Here is a 20,498-nt window from a genome sequence, read left to right on the forward strand (position 1 = left end):
AAAGGAGTTCGAGCAGTGACCACGTTCGTCGACCGGGTTGTGCTGCACCTGCAGGCGGGTGACGGCGGGCACGGCTGTGTCTCGGTGCGCCGCGAGAAGTTCAAGCCGCTCGGCGGCCCCGACGGCGGCAACGGCGGGCACGGCGGCGGCATCACGCTGGTCGTCGACCCGCAGATCCACACACTGCTCGACTTCCACTTCCACCCGCACGTCAAGGCGTCCAACGGTGGCGGCGGGGCCGGCGCCAACCGCGACGGGGCCAACGGCAAGGACCTGGTTCTCAAGGTGCCCGACGGCACCGTCGTGCAGACCGCCGACGGTGAGACGCTGGCCGACCTGATCGGCGCCGGCACCACCTTCGAGGTGGCCCGCGGCGGCCGCGGCGGCCGGGGCAACGCCTCGCTGGCCAACACCCGCCGCAAGGTGCCGGGCTTCGCCGAGCTCGGCGAGCCGGGCGACTCGCTCGACGTCGTCCTCGAGCTCAAAAGCGTGGCCGACGTCGGCCTGGTCGGCTTCCCGTCGGCCGGCAAGTCCTCGCTCATCTCGGTGATCTCGGCGGCCAAGCCGAAGATCGCCGACTACCCGTTCACCACACTGGTGCCCAACCTGGGCGTGGTGCAGGCGGGCGACCAGACCTTCACCGTGGCCGACGTGCCCGGCCTGATCCCGGGCGCGGCCACCGGCAAGGGCCTGGGCATGCAGTTCCTGCGGCACATCGAGCGCACCTCGGTGCTGGTGCACGTGCTCGACGCGGCGGCGCCCGAGATCGAGCGCGACCCGCTGGCCGACCTCGACGCGATCGAGGCCGAGCTGGCGGCGTACGGCGGCCTCGAGGACCGCCCCCGGCTCGTGGTGCTCAACAAGATCGACATCCCGGACGGCCGCGACCTGGCCGAGATGGTCCGCCCCGACATCGAGGCCCGCGGCTACCGCGTCTTCGAGGTCAGCGCCATCACCCGCGAGGGGCTCAAGGAGCTGACGTACGCCCTGGCCAAGGTCGTCGAGGAGCACCGGCTGGCCCAGCCCGAGCCCGAGCCGACCCGCATCGTCCTGCGCCCGCAGGCCGTCGACGACTCCGGCTTCACCGTCGAGCAGGACGACGAGGGCGTCTTCGTGGTGCGCGGCGCCAAGATCGAGCGCTGGGTCCGGCAGACGAACTTCGACAACGAGGAGGCCGTCGGCTACCTGGCCGACCGGCTGGAGCGCGTCGGCGTCGAGGACATGCTGGCCAAGAAGGGCGCCCATGCCGGCGACCCGGTCCGGATCGGCACCCGCGAGTTCGACTGGCAGCCCAACGCCGGCGAGTTCGTGGCCGGCCCGCGCGGCACCGACGCCCGCCTCGAGGAGGAAAGCGGCCGCGCCTCGGCCGCCCAGCGCCTCGCGGCCCGCAAGGCCCGCCGGGTCCGCTCGGACGACGAGCTGCTGCACATGGCGGCCGACGGCACGGTCACCAGCGTGTCGAACGCCAAGCGGCCGGTCCTGGTCGAGGACGGCGAAGACGATGAGGACGACACCGCCGAATAGGCAGTCGTCCAGATTGCGGCAACCATCCGGAAACGGATGTCGCTTAGAGTCACGACCGTGATGATCGAAGCGCGGCCCGCCCTTGACCCCGAGCTCGCCGCGCTGGTCGCGGCCCAGCAGCACGAGCTGCGCTCCGCAGCCTTCACCCCCGACGATGACGCTACGTACCTGGTGGCGGTCGTGGACGGCCGCGCGGTGGCCTGCGCGGCCTGGCGTCCGACCCTCGACCCCGGCATCGCCGAGCTGCAGCGTGTCTACGTGCGCCCGGCGTTCCGGGGCCGCGGCATCGCCCGCCAGCTGATCGTCTGGATCGAGGAGGAGACCCTGGCCGCGGGTCGCTCGATCATCCGGCTCGAGGCGGGCCCGTGCTCACCCGCGGCCCAGGCCCTGTTCCAGTCGTCGGGCTACGACCAGGTCGACGGTGCCTTCGTGAAGCGCGTGGTGGCGTTAGTCCCATAGGCCCAGGGCCGCACGGACCCGGCGTACGGTCTCCTCGGCCCGGGGACGCACCCGGGCCCGGCCCTCCGCCAGGATCTTCTGGATGTGGCCGGGGTCGTCGGCGAGCTCGGCGTGACGCGCCCTGACGGGCGCCAGGACCGCCTCGATCGCGTCGGTCACCTCGCGCTTCAATTGGCCGTACGAGGTGAACGCGCCGGGCGCCTCGCCGGTGCAGGCGCGCAGGATCTCGAGCAGGTTGGTGACGCCGGGCTGGTTCTCGGCGTCGTGGCGGACGACGCCGACGGTGTCGGTGACGGCGCGGGAGACCTTGCGGCGGATCACGTCCGGCGGGTCGAGCAGGCCGATGCGGCCGGCCGGGTTGGGCGCGCTCTTGCTCATCTTCCGGGTGGGGTCGGTGAGGTCCATGATCCGCTCGGCGGCGTCGGGGCGGATGGCCTCGGGCACGGTGAACGTGGGGCCGTACCGGTTGTTGAAGCGGATGGCGATGTCGCGGGCCAGCTCCAGGTGCTGACTCTGGTCGTCGCCGACCGGCACGTGATCGGTGTCGTGCAGCAGGATGTCGGCCGCCATCAGCACCGGGTAGGTGAGCAGGCTGAGCCGCACCGGGCCACCGCCGGCCGACTTCTCCTTGAACTGGATCATGCGAGCGGCCTCGCCGTAGCCGGTGACGCATTCGAGCAGGTAGTGCAGCTCGGAGTGCTCGGGCACCTGCGAGTTGGCGATCAGGGCAGTGCGCTGCGGATCCACGCCGGCGGCCAGCAGCAGCGTGGCGACGTCGACCGTGGTGGCGCGCAGCCGTTGTGGATCATGTTCGACCGTGAGCGCGTGCAGGTCGGCGATCATGGCGATCGAGTCGGACGTGGCCGGATCGTCCTGTGCGGCCACGAGCGGGCGCATGGCGCCGAGCAGGTTGCCGAGGTGCAGGTTGCCGGTGGGCTGGAAGCCGGTGAGCCGACGGGTCATGGTGGGTCCTTCCGGGTGGGGGCGGCACCCTCCGGAAGGCCGGGGAAACGAGAACGGCCGCCCGAAGGGGGCGGCCGTTTCTGCGCGATGGGGTAGCCGCCCGTCTAGGGCAGCCACCAGGTGAGGTTCGCGCAACGCATGAACCCACCATAGCAATGGGGTGGTGGTGTGACGCCAGTGTGAAAACCGGCATGATGGTCGTCATGCCGAGTTTGACCCGCGCCGAGGCCACCGCCCGCGCCGCCACCGTCGACGTCCACGAGTACGAGATCGACCTCGACCTGACCGCCGAGGGCGACACCTTCGGCGCCCGTACGGTGGTGCGGTTCTCGACCACGCCCGGCGCCTCGACCTTCCTCGAGTTCGAGCCGGTCTCGGTCGCCTCGATCACGCTGAACGGCGCGCCCGTGCCGGCCGAGGCCATGGACGGCGAGCGGCTGCACCTGAGCGGCCTCGCCGAGCACAACGAGCTCGCGGTCGACGCGGTGATGCGCTACTCGAACGACGGCGAGGGCCTGCACAAGTACGTCGACCCGGCCGACGGCTCGACATACCTCTACCAGCACATGTTCATCAACAACGCCGGGCGCATCCTGCCCAGCTTCGACCAGCCCGACATGAAGGCGTCGTTCCGGGTCAGCGTGACCGCGCCGGCCGGCTGGCTGGTGGCCGCGAACGGCCCGCTGGTGGCCGGCGGGGAGGGGCGCTGGGAGTTCGCGCCAACCAAGCCGATCTCGACGTACCTGTGCTCGCTGATCGCCGGCCCGTACCACTCGGTCACCAGCGAGCACGACGGCATCCCGCTCGCCCTGTACGCGCGCAAGGCGCTGGCCGAGCCGCTCGAGGCCGAGGCGCCCGAGATCTTCGAGGTCACCCGGCAGTGCCTCGACCGCTTCCACGAGATCTTCGACATCCGGTACCCGTTCGGGCACTACCAGCAGGCGTTCGCCCCCGAGTTCAACTTCGGCGCCATGGAGTACCCGGGCCTGGTCGTCTTCCGGGACGAGTTCATCTACCGCTCGGCCGTCACCGAGAGCGAGCGCGAGCACCGGGCCAACGTGATCGCGCACGAGATGGCCCACATGTGGTTCGGCGACCTGGTCACCATGGCCTGGTGGGACGACCTGTGGCTGAACGAGTCGTTCGCCGAGTACCTGGGCACCCGTATCGCCTCCGAGGCGACCCGCTTCCCGGACACGTGGACCACGTTCGCGATGCAGCGCAAGGCGTGGGGCCTGCGGGCCGACCAGCACCCGTCCACCCACCCGGTGGCGCCGGCCGAGGTCACCGACACCGACCAGGCGCTGCTCAACTTCGACGGCATCTCGTACGCCAAGGGCGCGGCCGTGCTCAAGCAGCTCGTCGCCTGGGTGGGCGACGAGGCGTTCCTGGCCGGGGTGAACGCGCACTTCCAGGCGCACGCGTACGGCAACGCCACCCTGGCCGACCTGCTCGAGGCGCTGTCGGCGTCGAGCGGGCGCGACCTGTCCGCCTGGGCCGACGTCTGGCTGCGCCGGGCCCAGGTCAACACGTTGCGGACCGAGGTGGTCCGGGAGGGCGGGGCGTACGCGTCGGTGGCCGTGCTCCAGACCGCACCGGAGCAGTACCCGACGCTGCGCCCGCACAAGGTCGGCCTGGGGCTGTACGACCGTTCGGCCGACGGCGCCGTGGTCCTGCGCCGGCGGATCGAGATCGAGGTCGAGGCGACCGGGCGGACCGAGGTGCCCGAGCTGGCCGGCGAGCCGGTCGCGGACCTCCTGCTCCTGAACGACGGTGACCTCACGTACGCCAAGATCCGTCTCGACGAGGAGTCGACGGCGGCCGTGCCGGCCCTGCTGCCCCTGCTCGACGACTCGCTGGCCCGGGCCGTGCTCTGGGCCTCGACGCTCGACGCGGTGGTCGACGGCGAGCGCCCGGTCGCCGAGCTGGTGACCCTCGTGCTGGCCGCGCTGCCGGTCGAGTCCGAGGTCGTGGTGGTGGAGGACGTGCTGCGGGCCACCCGCAGTCTGGTCGACCGCTACTCGACGCCGGAGACGCGTCCGGCCGCCCTCGAGCTGGTCGCGCAGGCGGCCGACCGGCTGCTCGCGGTCTCCGAGCCCGGCGGATCGCGCCAGCTCGCGGCGGCCCGGGGCCTGATCGGCGCCACCGTCGACGTCAAGCGCCTGCTCGGCTGGCTGGAGGGCCGTGAGGTGCCGGAGGGCCTGGCCGTCGACGCCGACCTGCGCTGGCTGATCGTCTACCGGCTGGCCGTGCTCGGTGCCGCCGACGGCGCGGTGATCGACGCGGAGTTCGAGCGGGACCGCAGTGCCACCGGCGAGCAGTGGGCGGCCCGGTCGCGGGCGGCCCGGCCCGACGCGGAGGCCAAGGCGGCCGCCTGGGAGTCGATCATCGGCGACACCAAGCTGTCCAACCGGCTCGTCGAGATGACCGCGTCCGGCTTCTGGCACGCCGAGCAGCTCGACCTGATCCGCCCGTACGTGGCGCGGTACTTCGCCGACATGCCCGAGATGATGCGGGTGCGCAGCGGCATGAGCGCGGAGAAGACGGCCGGGTACGCGTTCCCGGCCGTGATGGTGGAGCCGGAGACCCGCGAGCTCGCGGCCGGGCTGCTGGCCTCGGACGATCTCGACCCGATCCTGCGCCGGGTGGTCCAGGACGCCGACGACGATCTCCGCCGGGCGCTTGCTGCGCGCTTTTGACCTTTCGCCACGCTTTCAACCGATACCCTCGTAGATCAACGGGGGTGAAGGCGTGGAGTGGTCCGAGGAACTGGCCGGTGGCCTGCTGCAAGCCGCCCCGGACGCCATCCTGGTCATATCGGGCAGCACGATCGTGCTGGCCAATGACCGGGCGCTGGAACTGTACGGCTACGCGCGCGACGAACTGGTCGGCCGCGACATCAACGACCTCGTCACCGAGGACGCCCGGACGATGCTCCCCGAGCGCCGCAGGCGCATCGAGGAGGGACGTCCGGGCCCCATCGGGGCGGTCACCACGACCGTACGCCGGCGCGACGGCTCCGAGGTGCCGGTCGAGTCGTCGGTGTCGATCGTCGACACGCCGCAGGGGCGGCTCGCCCTGGCGGTGGTGCGCGACCTCTCCGAGCGGGACCGGGCCGAGCAGGAGAAGGCCCGGCTCCGGGCCGAGGCGCAGGCCCACCGCAGCCAGCGGCTGGAGAGCCTGGGCCAGCTCGCGGGCGGCATCGCGCACGACTTCAACAACATGCTCGGTGTGATCGTCAACTACGCGAGCTTCGTGGTCGAGGAGGCGGAGTCGGCCCAACCGGACGTCACGATGATCGCGGCCGACGCGAAGCAGGTCATCAAGGCGGGCGAGCGCGGCACTGATCTGACCCATCAGCTGCTGGCCTTCGCCCGGCGCGAGGTCGTACGCCCGCAGGTGCTCGACCTGAACAAGGTGATCGCCGCCGTCGAGGCGATGCTGCGCCGGTCGATCGGCGAGCACATCACGCTGCTGTTCCGGCCCGAACCGGACCTGCCGCCGGTGACGTTCGATCCCGGCCAGATCGAGCAGATGCTGGTCAACCTGGCTTTGAACGCGCGCGACGCGATGCCGTCGGGCGGCAACCTGGTGATCGACACCGGGCGGCACGGCGACCAGGTGCGGCTGCGGATCAGCGACTCGGGCAAGGGGATGACGCCGGAGGTGGTGGAGCGGGCCTTCGAGCCGTTCTTCACCACCAAGGCCAGCGGGGAGGCGACCGGCCTGGGCCTGGCCACCGTCTACGGGATCGTCACCCAGGCCGACGGCGAGGTCGGCATCACCTCCGAGCCCGGCCTGGGCACCACGGTGACCGTTCTTCTGCCCGCGGCCGCCACCTCCGCGACGTCACCGGCCGTCGCGGAGCCGGCGGCTGACACCCGGGGCCGCGGGGAGACGCTGCTCGTGGTCGAGGACGAGGACGCGCTGCGCGATGTCGCCGGCCGGATCCTCTCCGGCGCCGGATACCAGGTGCTCAAGGCCGAATGTGGCACCAAGGCGCTGGATGTGGCGGCACGGCATTCCGGGCAGATCGACCTGTTGCTAAGCGATGTGGTCATGCCCGGCATGCTGGGCAAGGAGCTTGCGGAGCGGTTGGTACGGGAACGCCCGGACACCCGAGTGCTCTACATGTCCGGATACGCGCAGCCCGTACTCCACACACAAGGCACCCTCGATCCCGGCGTCGCCCTCCTGGAGAAGCCTTTCACGGCGGATGACCTGCTGACCGCCGTACGAAAGCGCTTGGATGGTTGATTCTTCATCCGGCCGCCCCGCCGCTGTGCCGTCAGGCGCCGTGATCGTCGCCGAACTCGGGCGGCAGGTCATCGCTGAGCAGATCTTCGGCGCGGCCTTCGAGCAGCTTGGCGGTCTCGGTGGAGCGCGGCAGCATGACGTCCTCGTAGGCGCGAAGAGCCTCATCGATGGTCGCGGAGCCGGCGAGCGCGAGCGCCAGTTCGGCGGCGTCGAGCATGGCGAGGTTGACACCGACGCCGAGTGGGGGCATGAGGTGGGCGGCGTCACCGAGCAGGGTGACGGTGGGATCGTGGTCCCAGACGTGCGGGACGGGGAGCGCGAAGATCGGCCGGTCGACGTACCGGCCGTCGTTGTCACTGATCATCCGCCGCATGCCGGGCGACCAGCCGGCGAACTCGTCGAGCAGGTGGGCGCGGATACCGGCGGTGTCGTCGGGCCGTAAGCCGGTGGCGGTGATCCAGTCGGCCGGGACCCGGCGGATGATGTAGACGCGGATGTGGTCACCGCTGTTGCGCTGGCCCCACAGTGCGCGCCGGCCGTCGGCTCCGGTGGCACTGCCCGGGCCGATGAGTGTGGACAGCTCGGTGTGCCGATCGTCCACGGCGTGGAACCAGGCTTCGGTGAAACTCACGCCGGTGTACTGCGGGACGGCCGGGGAGACCGCCGGGCGAACCCGGGAGAACGCCCCGTCGGCGCCGATGACCAGGTCCGTCTCGACGGTGGAGCGGTCGGCGAAATGCAGTGTGCGGGGGCCGTCGGCAGGCCCGCTGACATGGGTGAGCGCCCGGCCCCACCGGACGGTGCCGGGCGACAGCGAATCGAGCAGAAGGTCGCGCAGCCGGCCGCGGTCGATCTCGGGTTTGAACAGTTCGCCCTCCTCCGGGGCGATGCGTGCCCGCAGCTCGCCGTCGGCGCCCAGGATGCGCATCTCCTGGCCCTCCGGGCGGGACAGCCGGAGGAATTCGTCGAGGAGGCCGGCCTCGTGCAGGGCGAGCTGGCCGCTGTCGGCGCGTAGGTCGAGGCTGCCGCCCTGGTCGCGGGCGCCGGGGCCGGGGTCACGGTCGTGGACGGTGACCGTGATGCCGTGCCGTTGCAGGATGCGAGCGCAGGTGAGCCCGGCGGGCCCGGCGCCGACGATGTCGATCCGCGCTTCTCTGGTGAGTGAGGTCATGCCCCAAGAAAAGCAGAACGAATGCAAAAGTGCAACGACTCAACTTTTTGCTTGATGCCACCTATCCGTATACTCGGCTCATGACCCAGACACCCGTCGGCCGCCGAGAACGCAAGAAGGCGGCCACCCGGCAGGCGATCGCCGACGCGGCCCTTCGCCTGTTCCTCGAGCACGGTTACGACCGGGTGAGTCTGCGCGAGATCGCCGACGCGGCCGACGTGTCGACCACGACGCTGTTCAAACATTTCTCCGGCAAGGAGGCGCTGGTCTTCGACCAGGAGCGGGACAACGAGGCTCAGCTGATCGCCGCGGTGCGCGGGCGAGCCGGCGGCCAGGACATCGTCGGCGCCCTCCGCGAGCACTTCCTGGGCGCCTACCTGCCCATCGCGCGGCATCCTCAGGCGGCCGAGTTCGTCGCGCTGGTCGACGCCACGCCGGCGCTGCGCTCGTACGCCGAACGCATGTGGACCCGGCATGCCGACAGTCTCGGCGCCGCCATAGCCGAGGAATGCGGTGCGGATCGCGACGACCTCGGCTGCATGGCCCTTGCCCGATTCGTCCTGGAGATCCCCGCCCTCGTCCGCGGCCGGCCGGATCCGCGCACCGCCATCGAGGCGATCTTCGACATCCTGGCACGGGGCTGGGTGCCGCCGGACCCGGTCAGGTGACCAGTGGCACGTCGCCGGCGGCGTCCACGATCCGCCGGATCCGGAAGGGATCTATTCTCTTTCGATGGGCGGACGCCGTATCGGGATCATGGGCGGGACCTTCGACCCGATCCATCATGGGCACCTTGTCGCGGCGAGTGAGGTTCAGGCCCGCTTCGACCTGGACGAGGTCGTTTTCGTGCCGACCGGGCAGCCGTACGAGAAGGGCAAGGTCTCTCCGGCCGAGGACCGGTACCTGATGACGGTGATCGCGACCGCGTCGAACCCGCGGTTCCATGTGAGCCGGGCCGACATCGACCGCGACGGTCCCACGTACACCATCGACACCCTGCGTGACATGCGGGCGATCTACGGCGCCGACTCGAAGTTGTTCTTCATCACCGGAGCCGACGCGCTCTCGCGCATCCTGGGCTGGAAGAGCGCGATGGAGATGTTCTCGCTGGCCCACTTCGTCGGGGTCACCCGGCCGGGGTTCGAGCTCACCGACGCCCACCTGCCCCGCGACAGCGTCACGCTCGTGGAGGTGCCGGCCATGGCCATCTCGTCGACCGACTGCCGGGCGCGGGCGACGGCCGGGAAACCGGTCTGGTATCTCGTGCCGGACGGAGTCGTTCAGTACATCAACAAGCGTGGGCTCTATCGGGGCTAAGGGAATGTCATACCTGTGTGAGAGGCTTGAAGTCACCTGGACACCTACCCGAGGGGACTTTCTTGTCCGTTACCGAACGCGCTCTTGAACTGGCGATGACGGCCGCCCAGGCCGCCGCCGACAAGAAGGCGCAGGACATCGTCATCATCGACGTCGCCGACCAGCTCTACATCACCGACGCCTTCGTGATCGCCTCGGCGTCCAACGAGCGTCAGGTGATCGCCATCGTCGACGCGGTCGAGGAAGCGCTGCTCAACCTGCCGGAGAAGGCGAAGCCGGTCCGGCGTGAGGGCGAGCGTCAGGGCCGCTGGGTCCTGCTCGACTACGTCGACATCGTCGTGCACATCCAGCATGCCGAGGAGCGCGAGTTCTACGCCCTCGACAAGCTGTGGAAGGACTGCCCGACCATGCCGTTCGTCGACCGCGACCTGGCCGACGCGGAAGCGCAGTGACCCGCCTGATCGTCTGGCGGCACGGCAACACCGACTGGAACGCGGGGTCCCGCGTCCAGGGGCAGACCGACGTGCCGCTCAACGACCTCGGCCGCCAGCAGGCCGTGGACGCCGCCGAGCTCCTGATCAAGTTCAGGCCCGACGCGATCGTGGCCAGCGACCTGCTGCGCGCCTCCGACACCGCGGCCGCGCTGGCCGCGCTCAGCGGCCTGTCGATCACGTTCGACAAGCGGCTGCGCGAGCGGTATTTCGGCGCCTGGCAGGGCCTCACCATGACCGAGGTCGCCGAGCGGTTCCCGGCGCAGTACGCGGCCTGGAAAGCCGGCCAGGAGGTCGGCGGCGAGGTCGAGACGCTCGAGGCGCTGAGCGTGCGGGTCGCCGACGCGCTGCGCGAGGCGGCCGCGTCGGTGCCGTCCACCGGCACGGTGGTGGTCGCCACCCACGGCGCGGCCGCCCGCCAGGGCGTCGCCCGAGTGCTGGGCTGGTCGATGGAGCAGGTGCGGACGCTGCGCGCGCTGCAGAACTGCCACTGGGTCGAGCTGATCCACGACGACGACCGGGGCTGGCAGCTGGCGACCTACAACGTGGGTCCCTTCACGGAACGGCCGTCTCCGCCACCGGTGTAGGGAACCCGCGAAGATCCGGTAGCGTCCAAGCATCATGCTGACGACTCGTGCCGTTCCTGCCGTATTGCTCCTTGTGCTGGCCGCGGGCTGCGCCGGTAGCGACCCGGCCGCCGCGCCGGCGTCCGCTCCTTCCGCCCCCGCTGCATCCGCCCCAGCTCCTTCCTCCTCCGACGTGATCGATCTTCCGGTGCCCACTGCCAAGACGTCCGGTCCCGCCGGTGAGCCCAGCCGGCCCGCGGCCGGAGCGAAGACGATCACGGGCACGGTGACCGCCGGGGTCGAGCCCAACTGCCTGATCCTGAGCGACTCCTCCGGGTCGTACCTGCTCGTCTTCGACGACGAGGCGATGCGCTCCGACGCCACCGTGGGCCGCAAGGTCACGGTCTCCGGCCAGGCCAAGCAGGGCATGATGTCCACCTGCCAGCAGGGCACACCCTTCCTGGTGACGTCCATCCGCGCGGCCTGAGCACAGCGGGCCCTGTTAACGTGCCGGCATGCCCGTCGCGGTCGTCACCGACTCCACCGCGTACCTCCCCGCCGAGCTCGGCGGCACCTATGACCTGACGGTCGTGCCGCTGACCGTGGTGATCAACGGCGTGGACGGGCTCGAAGGGCTCGAGATCCAGCCGTCCGAGGTGGCCCGGGCGCTGGGCGGGCGGCGCTCCCAGGTGAGCACGTCCCGGCCGGCGCCGACCCAATTCGCCGCGGCGTACAGGAGGCTGCTGAAGGCGGGCGCGGACGGGATCGTCTCGATCCACCTGTCGGCGAAACTGTCCGGCACGTACGAGGCGGCGGTGCTGGCGGCGGCCGAGATCGGCCCGTCGGTGCAGGTGGTCGACAGCGGGACGACCGGGATGGGCCTGGGCTTCGCGGCGCTGGCGGCGGCCACGGCCGCCTCGGAAGGTCAGGACCTTGCTTCCGTACGGGCGTCGGCGGTGACCCACGCGTCGCGGGTGAGCACCCTGTTCTACGTCGACACGCTGGAGTTCCTCCGCCGGGGCGGCCGGATCGGGGCGGCGCAGGCGCTGCTGGGCACGGCGCTGTCGGTGAAGCCGATCCTGCACGTGGTGGACGGCTCGATCGTGGTCCGGGACAAGGTGCGCACGGCCGGGCGGGCGCTGGCCAAGCTGGTCGACTTCGCGGTCGAGGCGGCGGGCGACGGCGACGTGGACATCGCGGTGCACCACCTGGAGGCCGAGGAGAGGGCGACGGCCCTGGCCGACGCGGTGGCGATGCGCCTGGGCGACCGCATGCGCGACTGCTACATCACCGAGATCGGCGCCGCCGTGGCCGCCCACGTCGGCCCGGGCCTGGCCGGCGTGGTGGTACACCGCCGCTAGCGCCCCACCGGCCACCCGTCGGCCGCCCAGCGCCGCGGATCGAACCCGGGCGCTCTGCTGAGATGGCGAGCGAGCTCCGCCCAGGCCACGATGCGGTCACCGAGCTGCACCTCGTCGGCCTCGGGCAGCAACACGGCTTCGTCACGTTCCCAGATGGCCTTCGTCCGCCAGCCGCCTACCTCGTCTCCCACGAGCTCGATATCGGCCAGCTCCGGAGCCCTGCCTTCCACCGCGCGGCCCATCCTCCCGTTGCCTTTCGCCGCGCGCACCGTGCCCGCGTCGCCTTTCGCTGCGCGGCCCGTACCCGCCTTGCCTTTCGCTGTGCGGCCCGCGCCCGCCTTGCCTTTCGCTGTGCGGCCCGCGCCCGCCTTGCCTTTCGCTGTGCGGCCCGTGCCCGCGCTGCCTTCCGTTGTGCCGCCCGCGTCGACGTCCGCCCCGTCGACGTCCGCGCCGTCCACGTCCGCGGCGGCCTCGCCTCGCGCTGACTTGTCGGAAATTTCGGCTTTTTGGAGGGTGTACTGCTGGATGGCGAGGATGCGTTCGGCTCGGGATGCGGCGTGGTGCAGGGGATGGCCGCGAGGGGCTTTGTAGGGGATCGTGCAGCCGTGGGCGTCACTGACGTACGCCATGGGGGTGATGGGTCGCAAGGATTTCGCGTAGATCTCCTCGGCCTGGGCGAAGAGGGCCGGGAGATGCCGGCTGCCGTCGGCGGTGACCAGCAGGGTTCCGCGGTCGGGGGCGAAGGCCACGGGGGAGCCGCCGACCTGCGGGGCCAGACGTTCCAGCCAGTGTTCCAGCAGAAGGTGGGAGACCCAGTACGAGTCGCCGTCGTCGACGAAGTGGACCACTACCGGCTCGGTGGCCTCGCCCTGGAGGACGGCGCCGGACAGGTTGGCGCGGGCCGCGGCGAAGACGTCCTCCGGGCGTACGCCCCATTTGCTCGGCTGGTCGGCGGTCACGTAGATCATCGTTTCCGGATGGTCGACGACCACATGTTCGTACAGGAAAGGAAGCACCGGGCGTCTCAGCGGGGCGCCGGGGGTGACGCCGCGCAGGACCGGGCGCAGTAACGGGCGTACCGCAGACCAGGCCGGAGGCAGGACGGCCGGGAGAAGACCGGCCAGATGGTGGTCTATGTCCCTTTTCTTGCTGCTCGTGAAGTGGGCCAACTCGACGATCGTGGGAGCGTCGTCGCCGGGCGGGGTCCAGCACAACTGGAAGGTGTGTGCGTCGTAGCGCGCGCCGGTGACGCCGGCGCGACGGAGACGCCGCATGACCCGGGCGGCCAGGCGCGCCCGGGCAAGCCTTCGCAGCAGGCCCACCGCGCTACTCCCTCTTCCGGCCTCGGATCACTCGCGCTTCGAGATCTTCGTCGTAGATCACGTCGGCGTCCAGACCCTGTCGGGTCACGGTCCGCACGGCGGTCTCCTCCTGAGCCTCGGTGATCTCGGAGAGGAGTACGCCGTGGGGAGCGAGCCACATCATGGCCTGCCCGGCGACGCGGCGGAAGATGTCGAGGCCGTCGATACCCCCGTCGAGGGCGGTTCCGGGCTCGTGGTCGCGGGCCTCGGCGGGGAGCAGGGGGATATGGGCGGTGGCCACGTAGGGGACGTTGGCCAGGATCACGTCGAAGCCGCGCTGAAGCTCTGGGGGGAGCGGGGCGTAAAGGTCGCCCTGGTAGGCGTGGGTGATGCCGTTGTCGCGGGCGCAGGCGACGGCCACCGGGTCGAGGTCGGTGGCGTGGAGCTCGATGTCCCGGTGGTGTTGGACGGCCAGTCCGAGGGCTCCGGAGCCGCAGCAGAGGTCGAGGACCCGGTACGGGCTTTCGGCCAGCGCGGTGCGGACCAGGAGCTCGCTGCGAACCCGGGGGACGAAGACGCCTTTACGGAGGGTGACCCGGACGCCGGCGAAATCGGCGTAGCCGACGACCTGCTCCAGGGGCTCGCCCTGGGCGCGGCGGGCGACCAAGGTGGCCAGTACGGCGTCGTCGGTGGCGGCTTCGCCCAGAATGTCGGCCTCGTCTTCGGCGAAGACGCATCCGGCGGCGCGAAGCCGCTCGATGGCGGTGGCCAGCGCGGATTCGGTGATTGTCACAGTCTTCCCATAGCACGGTCGGGGGCGGGTCGGTGAGTTATCCACAATGCACCGCTGTCCACAGGGCCCGCGGCGCGGGGTCGCCGAAGTCCCTAGCGTCCAGGCCGTGCGAGAGCGGAAGAATGCGGACGAGGCCGTCGCCGAGAGGCTGCGGTCGGCACTGGCGCCCGGGCCGGACCGGGGGCTGGCCGACCTCGCTGTGGTGGGCGAGCCTCTGAACTGGTCGGACATCATCCCGGCGTGGCCGGACGACGTCGACCTCGATCCGGCCGGTGTCGCGTTGCCGGCTCCTGATTCTTCTTCACCGGCCGTTGGCTCCTTGCCGGCCTCGGTCTCGTCCTCGCCGGCCGTCGGCTCGCCGGCCGCGGAGGGCCGTTTTCCGGCCGGGTCGGCGTGGGCGGCGCCGCCCGGCCGCGATGTCGGGCGGCCGCAGGTCGAAGCCGCGGTTTCGTCCGGGTCTGAGCGGCGGGTGCTGCCGCCGCCGGCCTGGGTTCTGCCGGAGGGGGACGAGCCCCACCCGCCGATACCCTCGTCCCCCTCCACCTCCGACGGCGTCCCCTACGCGTGGCCGGCGGAGCCGGAGGAGGAACCGGCCGGGCTCAGCGCGGCCGGCGCGTTCGGCGAGGAGCGGCGCTTCGGCTGGCGAGCGTTCGACCCCGGCCGGCGCGGCGTGAAGGCACTCACCCTGGTCGCCGTACTGGTCATCGTGATCGCCGCCTTTCTGGCGTGGCGCGCCCGCCCGCAGGTCGACTCGGTGGATCCGCCGGCTTTCGAGTCGGCGCCGCCGGCCGGCGACACCGCCGGCACCGGCGCGGCGGCCCTCACCGGTGCGACGCCGGACGCCTCCCAGGCGGCCGAGGTGGTCGTCGCCGTGGGTGGGAAGGTTCGCCACCCGGGCCTGGTCCGCCTGCCCGCCGGTGCTCGCGTGGCCGACGCGCTCAACGCCGCCGGCGGTGCCGACCCCGGCATCGACGTGGCCCTGCTCAACCTGGCCCGCAAGGTCGTCGACGGCGAACTGATCCTGGTCGGCGTCACCCCGCCGCCGGGCGCCGTGGTGCCGACCGGTCCCGCCGCTGGTGGCACCCCGGCTCCCGGCGCCCCGGTCAACCTCAACACCGCCACACTGTCCGACCTCGACGCGCTGCCCGGTGTCGGCCCGGTCCTGGCTCAGCGGATCCTCGACGCCCGAGACGCCCAGGGCGGCTTCAAGGCCGTCAGCGATCTCCGCAAGGTCGACGGCATCGGCGACGCCCGCTACGAACAGCTCAAAGATCTGGTGACGGTATGACCTCCGGCGTGGCTGATCTTCGGCTGGCGGGGTTCGCGCTGGCGACGTGGCTGTCGGCGCTGGCCGCCCTGCACCTTTCCGCGCGGTCCGGGGTGCTGCTCGGTGTCGGGGCCGCCCTGCTGGCCGGAGCGGCCACGACGCGATCCGCCCGGCGGCGCCTGCGGGCGGCGCGCTGGGTGGTGGTGGCGTCGCTGCTCGGGGTGGCCTGCGGGGCCGTGGCCACCGCGGCGCGGGTGAGCGTGCGGGAGGCGGGGCCGCTGGTGGCGCTTGTGCGGGCGGGTGACCCCGTACACCTGGAAATGGTCGTGCGTGATGACCCGCGTGCCCTGCGCGGATCGCCGGGGATGCTGCCCACCTATCTTGTCGCGGTCGAGCTGGTGACGGTACGGGCGGACGGGTCGGCGCCGCTGCGGTTGCCGGCTCGGGGGCTGGTGCTGGGGAGTGATCCCGGGTGGCGAGGGCTGTTGCCGGGGCAGCGGGTGGCGGCTCGGGGCAAGCTCATGCCGCCGCGCGGGGGCGACCTGCGGGCCGTGGTGGCGTCGGTGCGGGAACCGCCGGCGTTGCTGGGGGAGCCGCCGTGGGCGCAGCGGGCGGCGGGTGCGTTGCGGGCCGGGCTCCAGCGGGCCTGCGAACCGCTGCCCGACCTGCCCGGCGGCCTGCTGCCGGGGCTGGTGGTGGGTGACACGAGCCGGCTCGACCCGGCGCTCGAGGAGGACTTCCGGACGACCGGGATGACGCACCTCAACGCCGTGTCGGGGGCGAACGTGGCCATCGTCGTCGGGGTGGTGCTGTTCGCGGTGCGGCGGACCCGGGCCGGGCCGGTGGTCACGGCGCTGGTGTGCGCGGTGGCGTTGGTGGGGTTCGTCATCCTGGCCCGGCCGTCGCCCAGCGTCGTGCGGGCGGCCGCGATGGGGGCGATCGGGTTGCTGGGGCTGGCCTCGGGGCGGCCGCGGGCGGCGCTGCCGGCGCTCGGGGCGGGGGTGGCCGTGCTCGTGCTGGCCGATCCGGAGTTGGCGGGTGATCCGGGTTTCGCGCTGTCGGTGCTGGCCACGAGCGGTCTTCTGCTCATCGCGCCGGTCTGGCGGGACGCGCTGCGGCGGCGTGGATGCCCGGCCGGGCTGGCCGAGGCGCTGGCCGTTCCGGCGGCCGCGCAGGTGGCGTGCGGTCCGGTGGTGGCGGGGCTGTCCGGCACGGTGAGCCTGGTCGCGGTGCCGGCGAATCTGCTGGCGGTGCCCGCGATCGCGCCGGCCACGCTGCTCGGGGTGGGCTCGGCGGTGCTGTCGCCGCTGTGGCCGGCCGGCGCCGAGTTCGCGGCCTGGGCCGCGCACTGGCCGGTGCGGTGGCTGGTGCTGGTGGCGACCTACGGCGCGCGGGTACCGGCGGGCGCGCTGCCCTGGCCGGGTGGGGTGACCGGGGCGGCCTTGCTGGCCGTGGTCACGGTCGGGCTGCTGGTGGCGGCGCGGCGGCCGCTGATCCGGCGGCTGGTCACCGTGGTGGCGCTGGGCGGCGTTCTCGGTGCCCTTCCCGTGCGCCTGCTGGCGCCGGGGTGGCCGCCGCCGGGCTGGGTCGTGGTGGCGTGTGCCGTCGGGCAGGGTGACGCCGTGGTCCTGCCGGCCGGGCGGGGCAGCGCGGTGGTGGTCGACGCCGGGCCGGAGCCGAACGCCGTCGATCATTGCCTGCGGCGCTTGGGGGTACGGCGAATCGTGCTCTTCGTGGCCAGCCACTTCCACGTCGACCACATCGGCGGGGTGGCGGGCGTCTTCCGGGGGCGTGACGTGCTCGCCGTGGCGGGGCCGGACTGGCCGGAACCGCCGGCCGGGCGATCCGCCGTGGCGGCGGCGGCCGGGCGGGTGCCGCTGCGCGTGATCCGTCACGGGTGGACGTACACGGTGGCGGGCCTGGAGCTGGCGGTGCTGGGGCCGATCGCGCCGATGCGCGGCACGAACTCCGACCCGAACAACAACTCCCTGGTGCTGCGGGCGCGAGTGGACGGCCGGACGGTCCTGCTGGCCGGGGACGCCGAGACCGAGGAGCAGGAGGATCTGCTGCACCACCTGGGGCCCGAGGCGGTTCGGGCCGACGTGCTCAAGGTGGCTCATCACGGGTCGAGCTACCAGTCGCCGGCCTTCATCGACCGGATCGATCCGGACGTGGCCCTGGTGTCGGTGGGGCGGGACAACGACTACGGCCATCCGAACGCGTCGCTTCTGGCGCGCCTGACCCGGGGTGGGGCGCGGGTGTTGCGTACGGACCAATCGGGCGACATCGCCGCGGTGAACACGGGCCGGGGGCTGGCCGTGGTGGCCCGGGGCAGTCCGCCGGCCGCATGATCGTGGGGTGGAACTTGATGTGGTCGAAGCGGGGGAGATCAGGCTGCGGCCGTTCACGGAGGCGGACATCCCTTGGGTCTACGAGGTGTCGCTGGATCCGGCCGTGCAGAAATACCTCCAGATTCCGATTCCCTATCGCCTGTCGGACGCGGACTACTTCGTACGGGAGATGGCGATCGCGGCGTGGCCTCGCCGGCAGCGGGCCGAGTTCGTCGTCGAGCGGGCGGGGGAGGACGTGCCCTTGGGGCGGGTCGGGTTCGGGCTGGACGGGAGTGGGGCGGCGCAGATCGGCTACTGGATGGACCCGAAGGCGCGGGGGCGTGGACTGGCCACGGCGGCGGTCCGGGCCCTGTGCGGGTGGGGGTTCGGGCCGCTCGGGCTCGGGCTGATCGAGTGGCGGGCCGAGGTGGGCAACGTCGCGTCGCGGCGGGTGGCCGAGAAGGCCGGATTCCGGTACGAGGCGGTCCTGCGGCAGCGGCTGGTGCATCGGGGCGTACGGGTCGACGCCTGGATCGGCTCGATGGTGCCGTCCGACCTGCTGAAGTGACGACACGCCCGGGGTCGTCCTTTCGGGCACCGCTTGTCGCGGGGGACGGGGGTCGATGGACGTTCGGGTCGTCGCCGGCGGCCGGGTGGGGTATGCGGCCTGATTGCGTGACGGTGTTGTGGCCGGGGATATGGCAGAACGCCGATATGTCGGGTTTCGCGTTCTCTGACGGGTGCGCCTGCGCTAAGGAGTGAGCCACGCGGAAACGTCAGTCCCTCGTGCGACGATATTGGACGTGAACACCGCGCCTCCCCCGCTGCTGCTCGTCCAAGGCGATGAGGAACTGCTCGCCTCCCGTGCGATCACGGCGGCGGTCGAGGGGGCGCGGGCCGCCGATCCCGGCGCCGACGTCCGGGAGTACGAGGCGGGTGCGCTGTCGGCCGGTGAGGTGGCCGAGATGCTGAGCCCGTCCCTGTTCGGCGGCCGGCGTGTGCTGGTCGTCCGCAGTGGACAGGACGCGCGGAAAGACCTGATCACCGCCCTGGTGGCGTATGCCAAGAACCCGGACCCGGAGGTCTCGCTGATCGTCTCGCACCTCGGCGGGGCCAAGGGCAAGGCGCTGGCCGACGGGCTGCGGTCGGCCGGGGCGACAGTGGTGGCGGCGGCCAAACTGAAGGGCGACCGCGAGCGGGTCGCCTTCGTGCGCGACGAGTTCCGGCGCAACGGGGGCCGCTGCGACGAGGCGGCCGCGGCCGCGCTGCTGGCCTCGGTCGGCAACGACCTGCGGGAGATCGCGGCGGCCTGCTCGCAGCTGATGGCGGACACCGACGGCAAGATCACTGAGGCCGTGGTGGCGCGCTACTACAAGGGCCGGGCCGAGGTGAGCGGCTTCACGGTGGCCGACGCCGCGATGGTCGGCGACGTGCCGGGTGCGCTCGAGGCGCTCCGGTGGGCGCTGCACGTCGGCGTCGACCCGGTGCCGATCGCCGACGCCATCGCCGACGGGGTGCGGACTGTGGCCAAGGTCGCCTCGGCGGGGCGCGGGAACCCGTACCAGATGGCCAGCTCCTTGGGCATGCCCGCCTGGAAGATCCAGCGGGCGCAGGAGCGCGCCCGCGGCTGGACGCCCGAGGGGCTGGTCGACGCGATGCGCGCGGCCGCCGACTGCAACGCCGCGGTCAAGGGCGGCGCCGAGGACCGGGGATACGCGCTGGAGCGGGCCGTGTTCGCGGTCGCCGCCGCGCGCCGGGGCGGTGGCCGATGACCGCCGTTCACCAGCCGCTCTACGCGCGCATGCTGCGGCTCCACCACGTGGCGCCGAGTGGGTTCCTGTGTTTCGTCTACCTCGAGGGCGCTGTCGCTCTCGGCATTCTGCTCGCGCTGGCCGAGCTGGTCAGCTGGTGGGGCGTCCTGGCCCTGCCGGCGACGGTCGCGGTGATGGTCAAGCTGAACGACGTCATCGCGGGCTCGCTGATCCAGTCCCACCCGGCGACCAGGGCCGCGATGAGCGAGAGGCCGCCGCTGCGACCGGCCTCGCCGTACGGTCCTGCTCCGGCGGCGTACGGTCCCGCTTCGGCGTACGGTCCGGTGGAACACGCGCCGGCCGTGCGGGTGTCCGAGGATGCCACGCGGCGGCTGCCGGGCCTGATCGACAGTGGGCGGGGCGCGCCCGTCAAGCGGCCGTGGGTCGAAAAGGCCGAGGTCCAGCAGCAGTGGATCCGCCAGTCGGCCACCCGCCGCTACGAATAGCCGAAACGACACCGGGCACCGCCGCGGACCCCTGGGTCCGGCGATGCCCGGTGACTGCCGTTGCGGTGAACAGCGAAAGCGGCGAACAGCCAAACGCTCGGCCCCTGACGGATCAGGCGGCCGAGCGGATCAGCGATGATCAGGCAGAGAGCGCCGCGACGCGCTTGGCGATGGCCGACTTGCGGTTCGCCGCCTGGTTCTTGTGGATGACGCCCTTGCTGACGGCCTTGTCCAGCTGACGGGAAGCGTCACGCAGCAGCGTCGTAGCGGTCTGCGCGTCGCCGGCCTCGCTCGCCTCATTGAGCTTGCGGATCACGGTCTTCAGCGACGACTTGACCGACTTGTTGCGCAGCCGGGCCTTCTCGTTCTGCCGGTTGCGCTTGATCTGGGACTTGATGTTCGCCACGCGACAGCCTTGTCCTGACTAGTTGTTCGGAAACG

The 20,498-nt window shown here is 71.9% G+C and carries 20 protein-coding genes; 15 read left to right on the top strand and 5 right to left on the bottom strand.

Annotated features, from left to right (window positions below):
* Positions 1-15: 15 nt before the first annotated feature.
* Together obgE and AB0C26_RS24520 are read left to right on the top strand one after the other, a co-directional pair.
* Entirely contained in the window at positions 16-1,524 is a 1,509-nt protein-coding gene (obgE, locus tag AB0C26_RS24515) for a GTPase ObgE (protein ID WP_360251741.1), read from the top strand.
* Between the two features lie 60 nt (positions 1,525-1,584).
* Complete coding sequence (locus tag AB0C26_RS24520; RefSeq protein WP_360253125.1) at positions 1,585-1,983, top strand: GNAT family N-acetyltransferase; 399 nt, start codon at positions 1,585-1,587, stop codon at positions 1,981-1,983.
* Here the strand turns inward: AB0C26_RS24520 and trpS are convergent.
* The gene (gene trpS, locus AB0C26_RS24525) at positions 1,972-2,946 is read right to left on the bottom strand and encodes a tryptophan--tRNA ligase (protein WP_360251744.1); all 975 of its coding nucleotides are present in this window, start codon (positions 2,944-2,946) and stop codon (positions 1,972-1,974) included. The two genes, AB0C26_RS24520 and trpS, sit on opposite strands and share 12 nt — an antisense overlap.
* Positions 2,947-3,149: 203 nt before the next feature.
* On the opposite strand from trpS, the gene pepN reads away from it, so the two are divergent.
* Together pepN and AB0C26_RS24535 are read left to right on the top strand one after the other, a co-directional pair.
* Entirely contained in the window at positions 3,150-5,645 is a 2,496-nt protein-coding gene (gene pepN / locus AB0C26_RS24530) for an aminopeptidase N (protein ID WP_360251747.1), read from the top strand.
* A 52-nt stretch (positions 5,646-5,697) separates the two neighbouring features.
* The gene (locus tag AB0C26_RS24535; RefSeq protein ID WP_360251750.1) at positions 5,698-7,203 is read left to right on the top strand and encodes an ATP-binding protein; all 1,506 of its coding nucleotides are present in this window, start codon (positions 5,698-5,700) and stop codon (positions 7,201-7,203) included.
* A gap of 31 nt (positions 7,204-7,234) precedes the next feature.
* Here AB0C26_RS24535 and AB0C26_RS24540 read toward each other — a convergent pair whose 3' ends face one another.
* The gene (locus AB0C26_RS24540) at positions 7,235-8,374 is read right to left on the bottom strand and encodes an FAD-dependent monooxygenase (RefSeq protein WP_360251753.1); all 1,140 of its coding nucleotides are present in this window, start codon (positions 8,372-8,374) and stop codon (positions 7,235-7,237) included.
* Positions 8,375-8,454: 80 nt separating this feature from the next.
* On the opposite strand from AB0C26_RS24540, the gene AB0C26_RS24545 reads away from it, so the two are divergent.
* The 6 genes from AB0C26_RS24545 to AB0C26_RS24570 all read left to right on the top strand — a co-directional run bounded on the left by AB0C26_RS24545 (position 8,455) and on the right by AB0C26_RS24570 (position 12,109).
* Entirely contained in the window at positions 8,455-9,042 is a 588-nt protein-coding gene (locus AB0C26_RS24545) for a helix-turn-helix domain-containing protein (protein WP_360251756.1), read from the top strand.
* A gap of 64 nt (positions 9,043-9,106) precedes the next feature.
* Entirely contained in the window at positions 9,107-9,691 is a 585-nt protein-coding gene (gene nadD / locus AB0C26_RS24550; RefSeq protein ID WP_360251759.1) for a nicotinate-nucleotide adenylyltransferase, read from the top strand.
* 62 nt (positions 9,692-9,753) lie between these two features.
* A complete protein-coding gene (gene rsfS, locus AB0C26_RS24555) occupies positions 9,754-10,143 on the top strand; it encodes a ribosome silencing factor (RefSeq protein WP_360251762.1) in 390 nt (129 codons plus the stop codon).
* Positions 10,140-10,769 (top strand): histidine phosphatase family protein, encoded by a 630-nt coding sequence (locus AB0C26_RS24560; protein WP_360251765.1) that lies wholly within the window; start codon positions 10,140-10,142, stop codon positions 10,767-10,769. Before rsfS ends, AB0C26_RS24560 begins: the two co-directional genes overlap by 4 nt.
* A 172-nt stretch (positions 10,770-10,941) precedes the next feature.
* On the top strand, positions 10,942-11,235 hold the full coding sequence (locus AB0C26_RS24565) for a hypothetical protein (protein WP_360251768.1): 294 nt from the start codon (positions 10,942-10,944) through the stop codon (positions 11,233-11,235).
* A 28-nt stretch (positions 11,236-11,263) separates the two neighbouring features.
* Entirely contained in the window at positions 11,264-12,109 is an 846-nt protein-coding gene (locus AB0C26_RS24570; RefSeq protein WP_360251770.1) for a DegV family protein, read from the top strand.
* Here AB0C26_RS24570 and AB0C26_RS24575 read toward each other — a convergent pair.
* Both AB0C26_RS24575 and AB0C26_RS24580 read right to left on the bottom strand, forming a co-directional pair.
* Entirely contained in the window at positions 12,106-13,431 is a 1,326-nt protein-coding gene (locus AB0C26_RS24575; protein WP_360251772.1) for a hypothetical protein, read from the bottom strand. The two genes, AB0C26_RS24570 and AB0C26_RS24575, sit on opposite strands and share 4 nt — an antisense overlap.
* 4 nt (positions 13,432-13,435) lie before the next feature.
* The gene (locus tag AB0C26_RS24580) at positions 13,436-14,203 is read right to left on the bottom strand and encodes a putative protein N(5)-glutamine methyltransferase (protein ID WP_360251775.1); all 768 of its coding nucleotides are present in this window, start codon (positions 14,201-14,203) and stop codon (positions 13,436-13,438) included.
* 493 nt (positions 14,204-14,696) lie between these two features.
* On the opposite strand from AB0C26_RS24580, the gene AB0C26_RS24585 reads away from it, so the two are divergent.
* From AB0C26_RS24585 to AB0C26_RS24605, 5 genes are all read left to right on the top strand, one after another.
* Positions 14,697-15,491, top strand: a complete 795-nt coding sequence (locus AB0C26_RS24585; RefSeq protein WP_360253127.1) for a ComEA family DNA-binding protein — start codon at positions 14,697-14,699, stop codon at positions 15,489-15,491.
* Positions 15,488-17,821, top strand: coding sequence for a ComEC/Rec2 family competence protein (locus AB0C26_RS24590; protein ID WP_360251778.1), 2,334 nt, complete (start codon positions 15,488-15,490; stop codon positions 17,819-17,821). Before AB0C26_RS24585 ends, AB0C26_RS24590 begins: the two co-directional genes overlap by 4 nt.
* Before the next feature lie 7 nt (positions 17,822-17,828).
* A complete protein-coding gene (locus tag AB0C26_RS24595) occupies positions 17,829-18,368 on the top strand; it encodes a GNAT family protein (protein ID WP_360251781.1) in 540 nt (179 codons plus the stop codon).
* Between the two features lie 226 nt (positions 18,369-18,594).
* Complete coding sequence (gene holA / locus AB0C26_RS24600) at positions 18,595-19,572, top strand: DNA polymerase III subunit delta (RefSeq protein ID WP_360253129.1); 978 nt, start codon at positions 18,595-18,597, stop codon at positions 19,570-19,572.
* Positions 19,569-20,057 carry a hypothetical protein gene (locus tag AB0C26_RS24605; RefSeq protein WP_360251784.1) on the top strand — a complete coding sequence of 163 codons (489 nt, stop codon included), beginning with the start codon at positions 19,569-19,571 and terminating at the stop codon, positions 20,055-20,057. Before holA ends, AB0C26_RS24605 begins: the two co-directional genes overlap by 4 nt.
* A gap of 139 nt (positions 20,058-20,196) precedes the next feature.
* Here AB0C26_RS24605 and rpsT read toward each other — a convergent pair whose 3' ends face one another.
* Complete coding sequence (rpsT, locus tag AB0C26_RS24610) at positions 20,197-20,463, bottom strand: 30S ribosomal protein S20 (RefSeq protein WP_360251787.1); 267 nt, start codon at positions 20,461-20,463, stop codon at positions 20,197-20,199.
* Positions 20,464-20,498: the final 35 nt, after the last annotated feature.

Origin of the sequence: Actinoplanes sp. NPDC048796, assembly GCF_040650035.1 — a bacterium.
GTDB lineage: Bacteria > Actinomycetota > Actinomycetes > Mycobacteriales > Micromonosporaceae > Actinoplanes.

Coding starts and splice junctions, on each gene's coding strand:
- AB0C26_RS24520 (WP_360253125.1), top strand. CDS start 1,585: ATGATCGAAGCGCGGCCCGCCCTTGACCCCGAGCTCGCCGCGCTGGTC.
- trpS (WP_360251744.1), bottom strand. CDS start 2,946: ATGACCCGTCGGCTCACCGGCTTCCAGCCCACCGGCAACCTGCACCTC.
- pepN (WP_360251747.1), top strand. CDS start 3,150: ATGCCGAGTTTGACCCGCGCCGAGGCCACCGCCCGCGCCGCCACCGTC.
- AB0C26_RS24540 (WP_360251753.1), bottom strand. CDS start 8,374: ATGACCTCACTCACCAGAGAAGCGCGGATCGACATCGTCGGCGCCGGG.
- AB0C26_RS24545 (WP_360251756.1), top strand. CDS start 8,455: ATGACCCAGACACCCGTCGGCCGCCGAGAACGCAAGAAGGCGGCCACC.
- nadD (WP_360251759.1), top strand. CDS start 9,107: ATGGGCGGACGCCGTATCGGGATCATGGGCGGGACCTTCGACCCGATC.
- AB0C26_RS24570 (WP_360251770.1), top strand. CDS start 11,264: ATGCCCGTCGCGGTCGTCACCGACTCCACCGCGTACCTCCCCGCCGAG.
- AB0C26_RS24590 (WP_360251778.1), top strand. CDS start 15,488: ATGACCTCCGGCGTGGCTGATCTTCGGCTGGCGGGGTTCGCGCTGGCG.
- AB0C26_RS24605 (WP_360251784.1), top strand. CDS start 19,569: ATGACCGCCGTTCACCAGCCGCTCTACGCGCGCATGCTGCGGCTCCAC.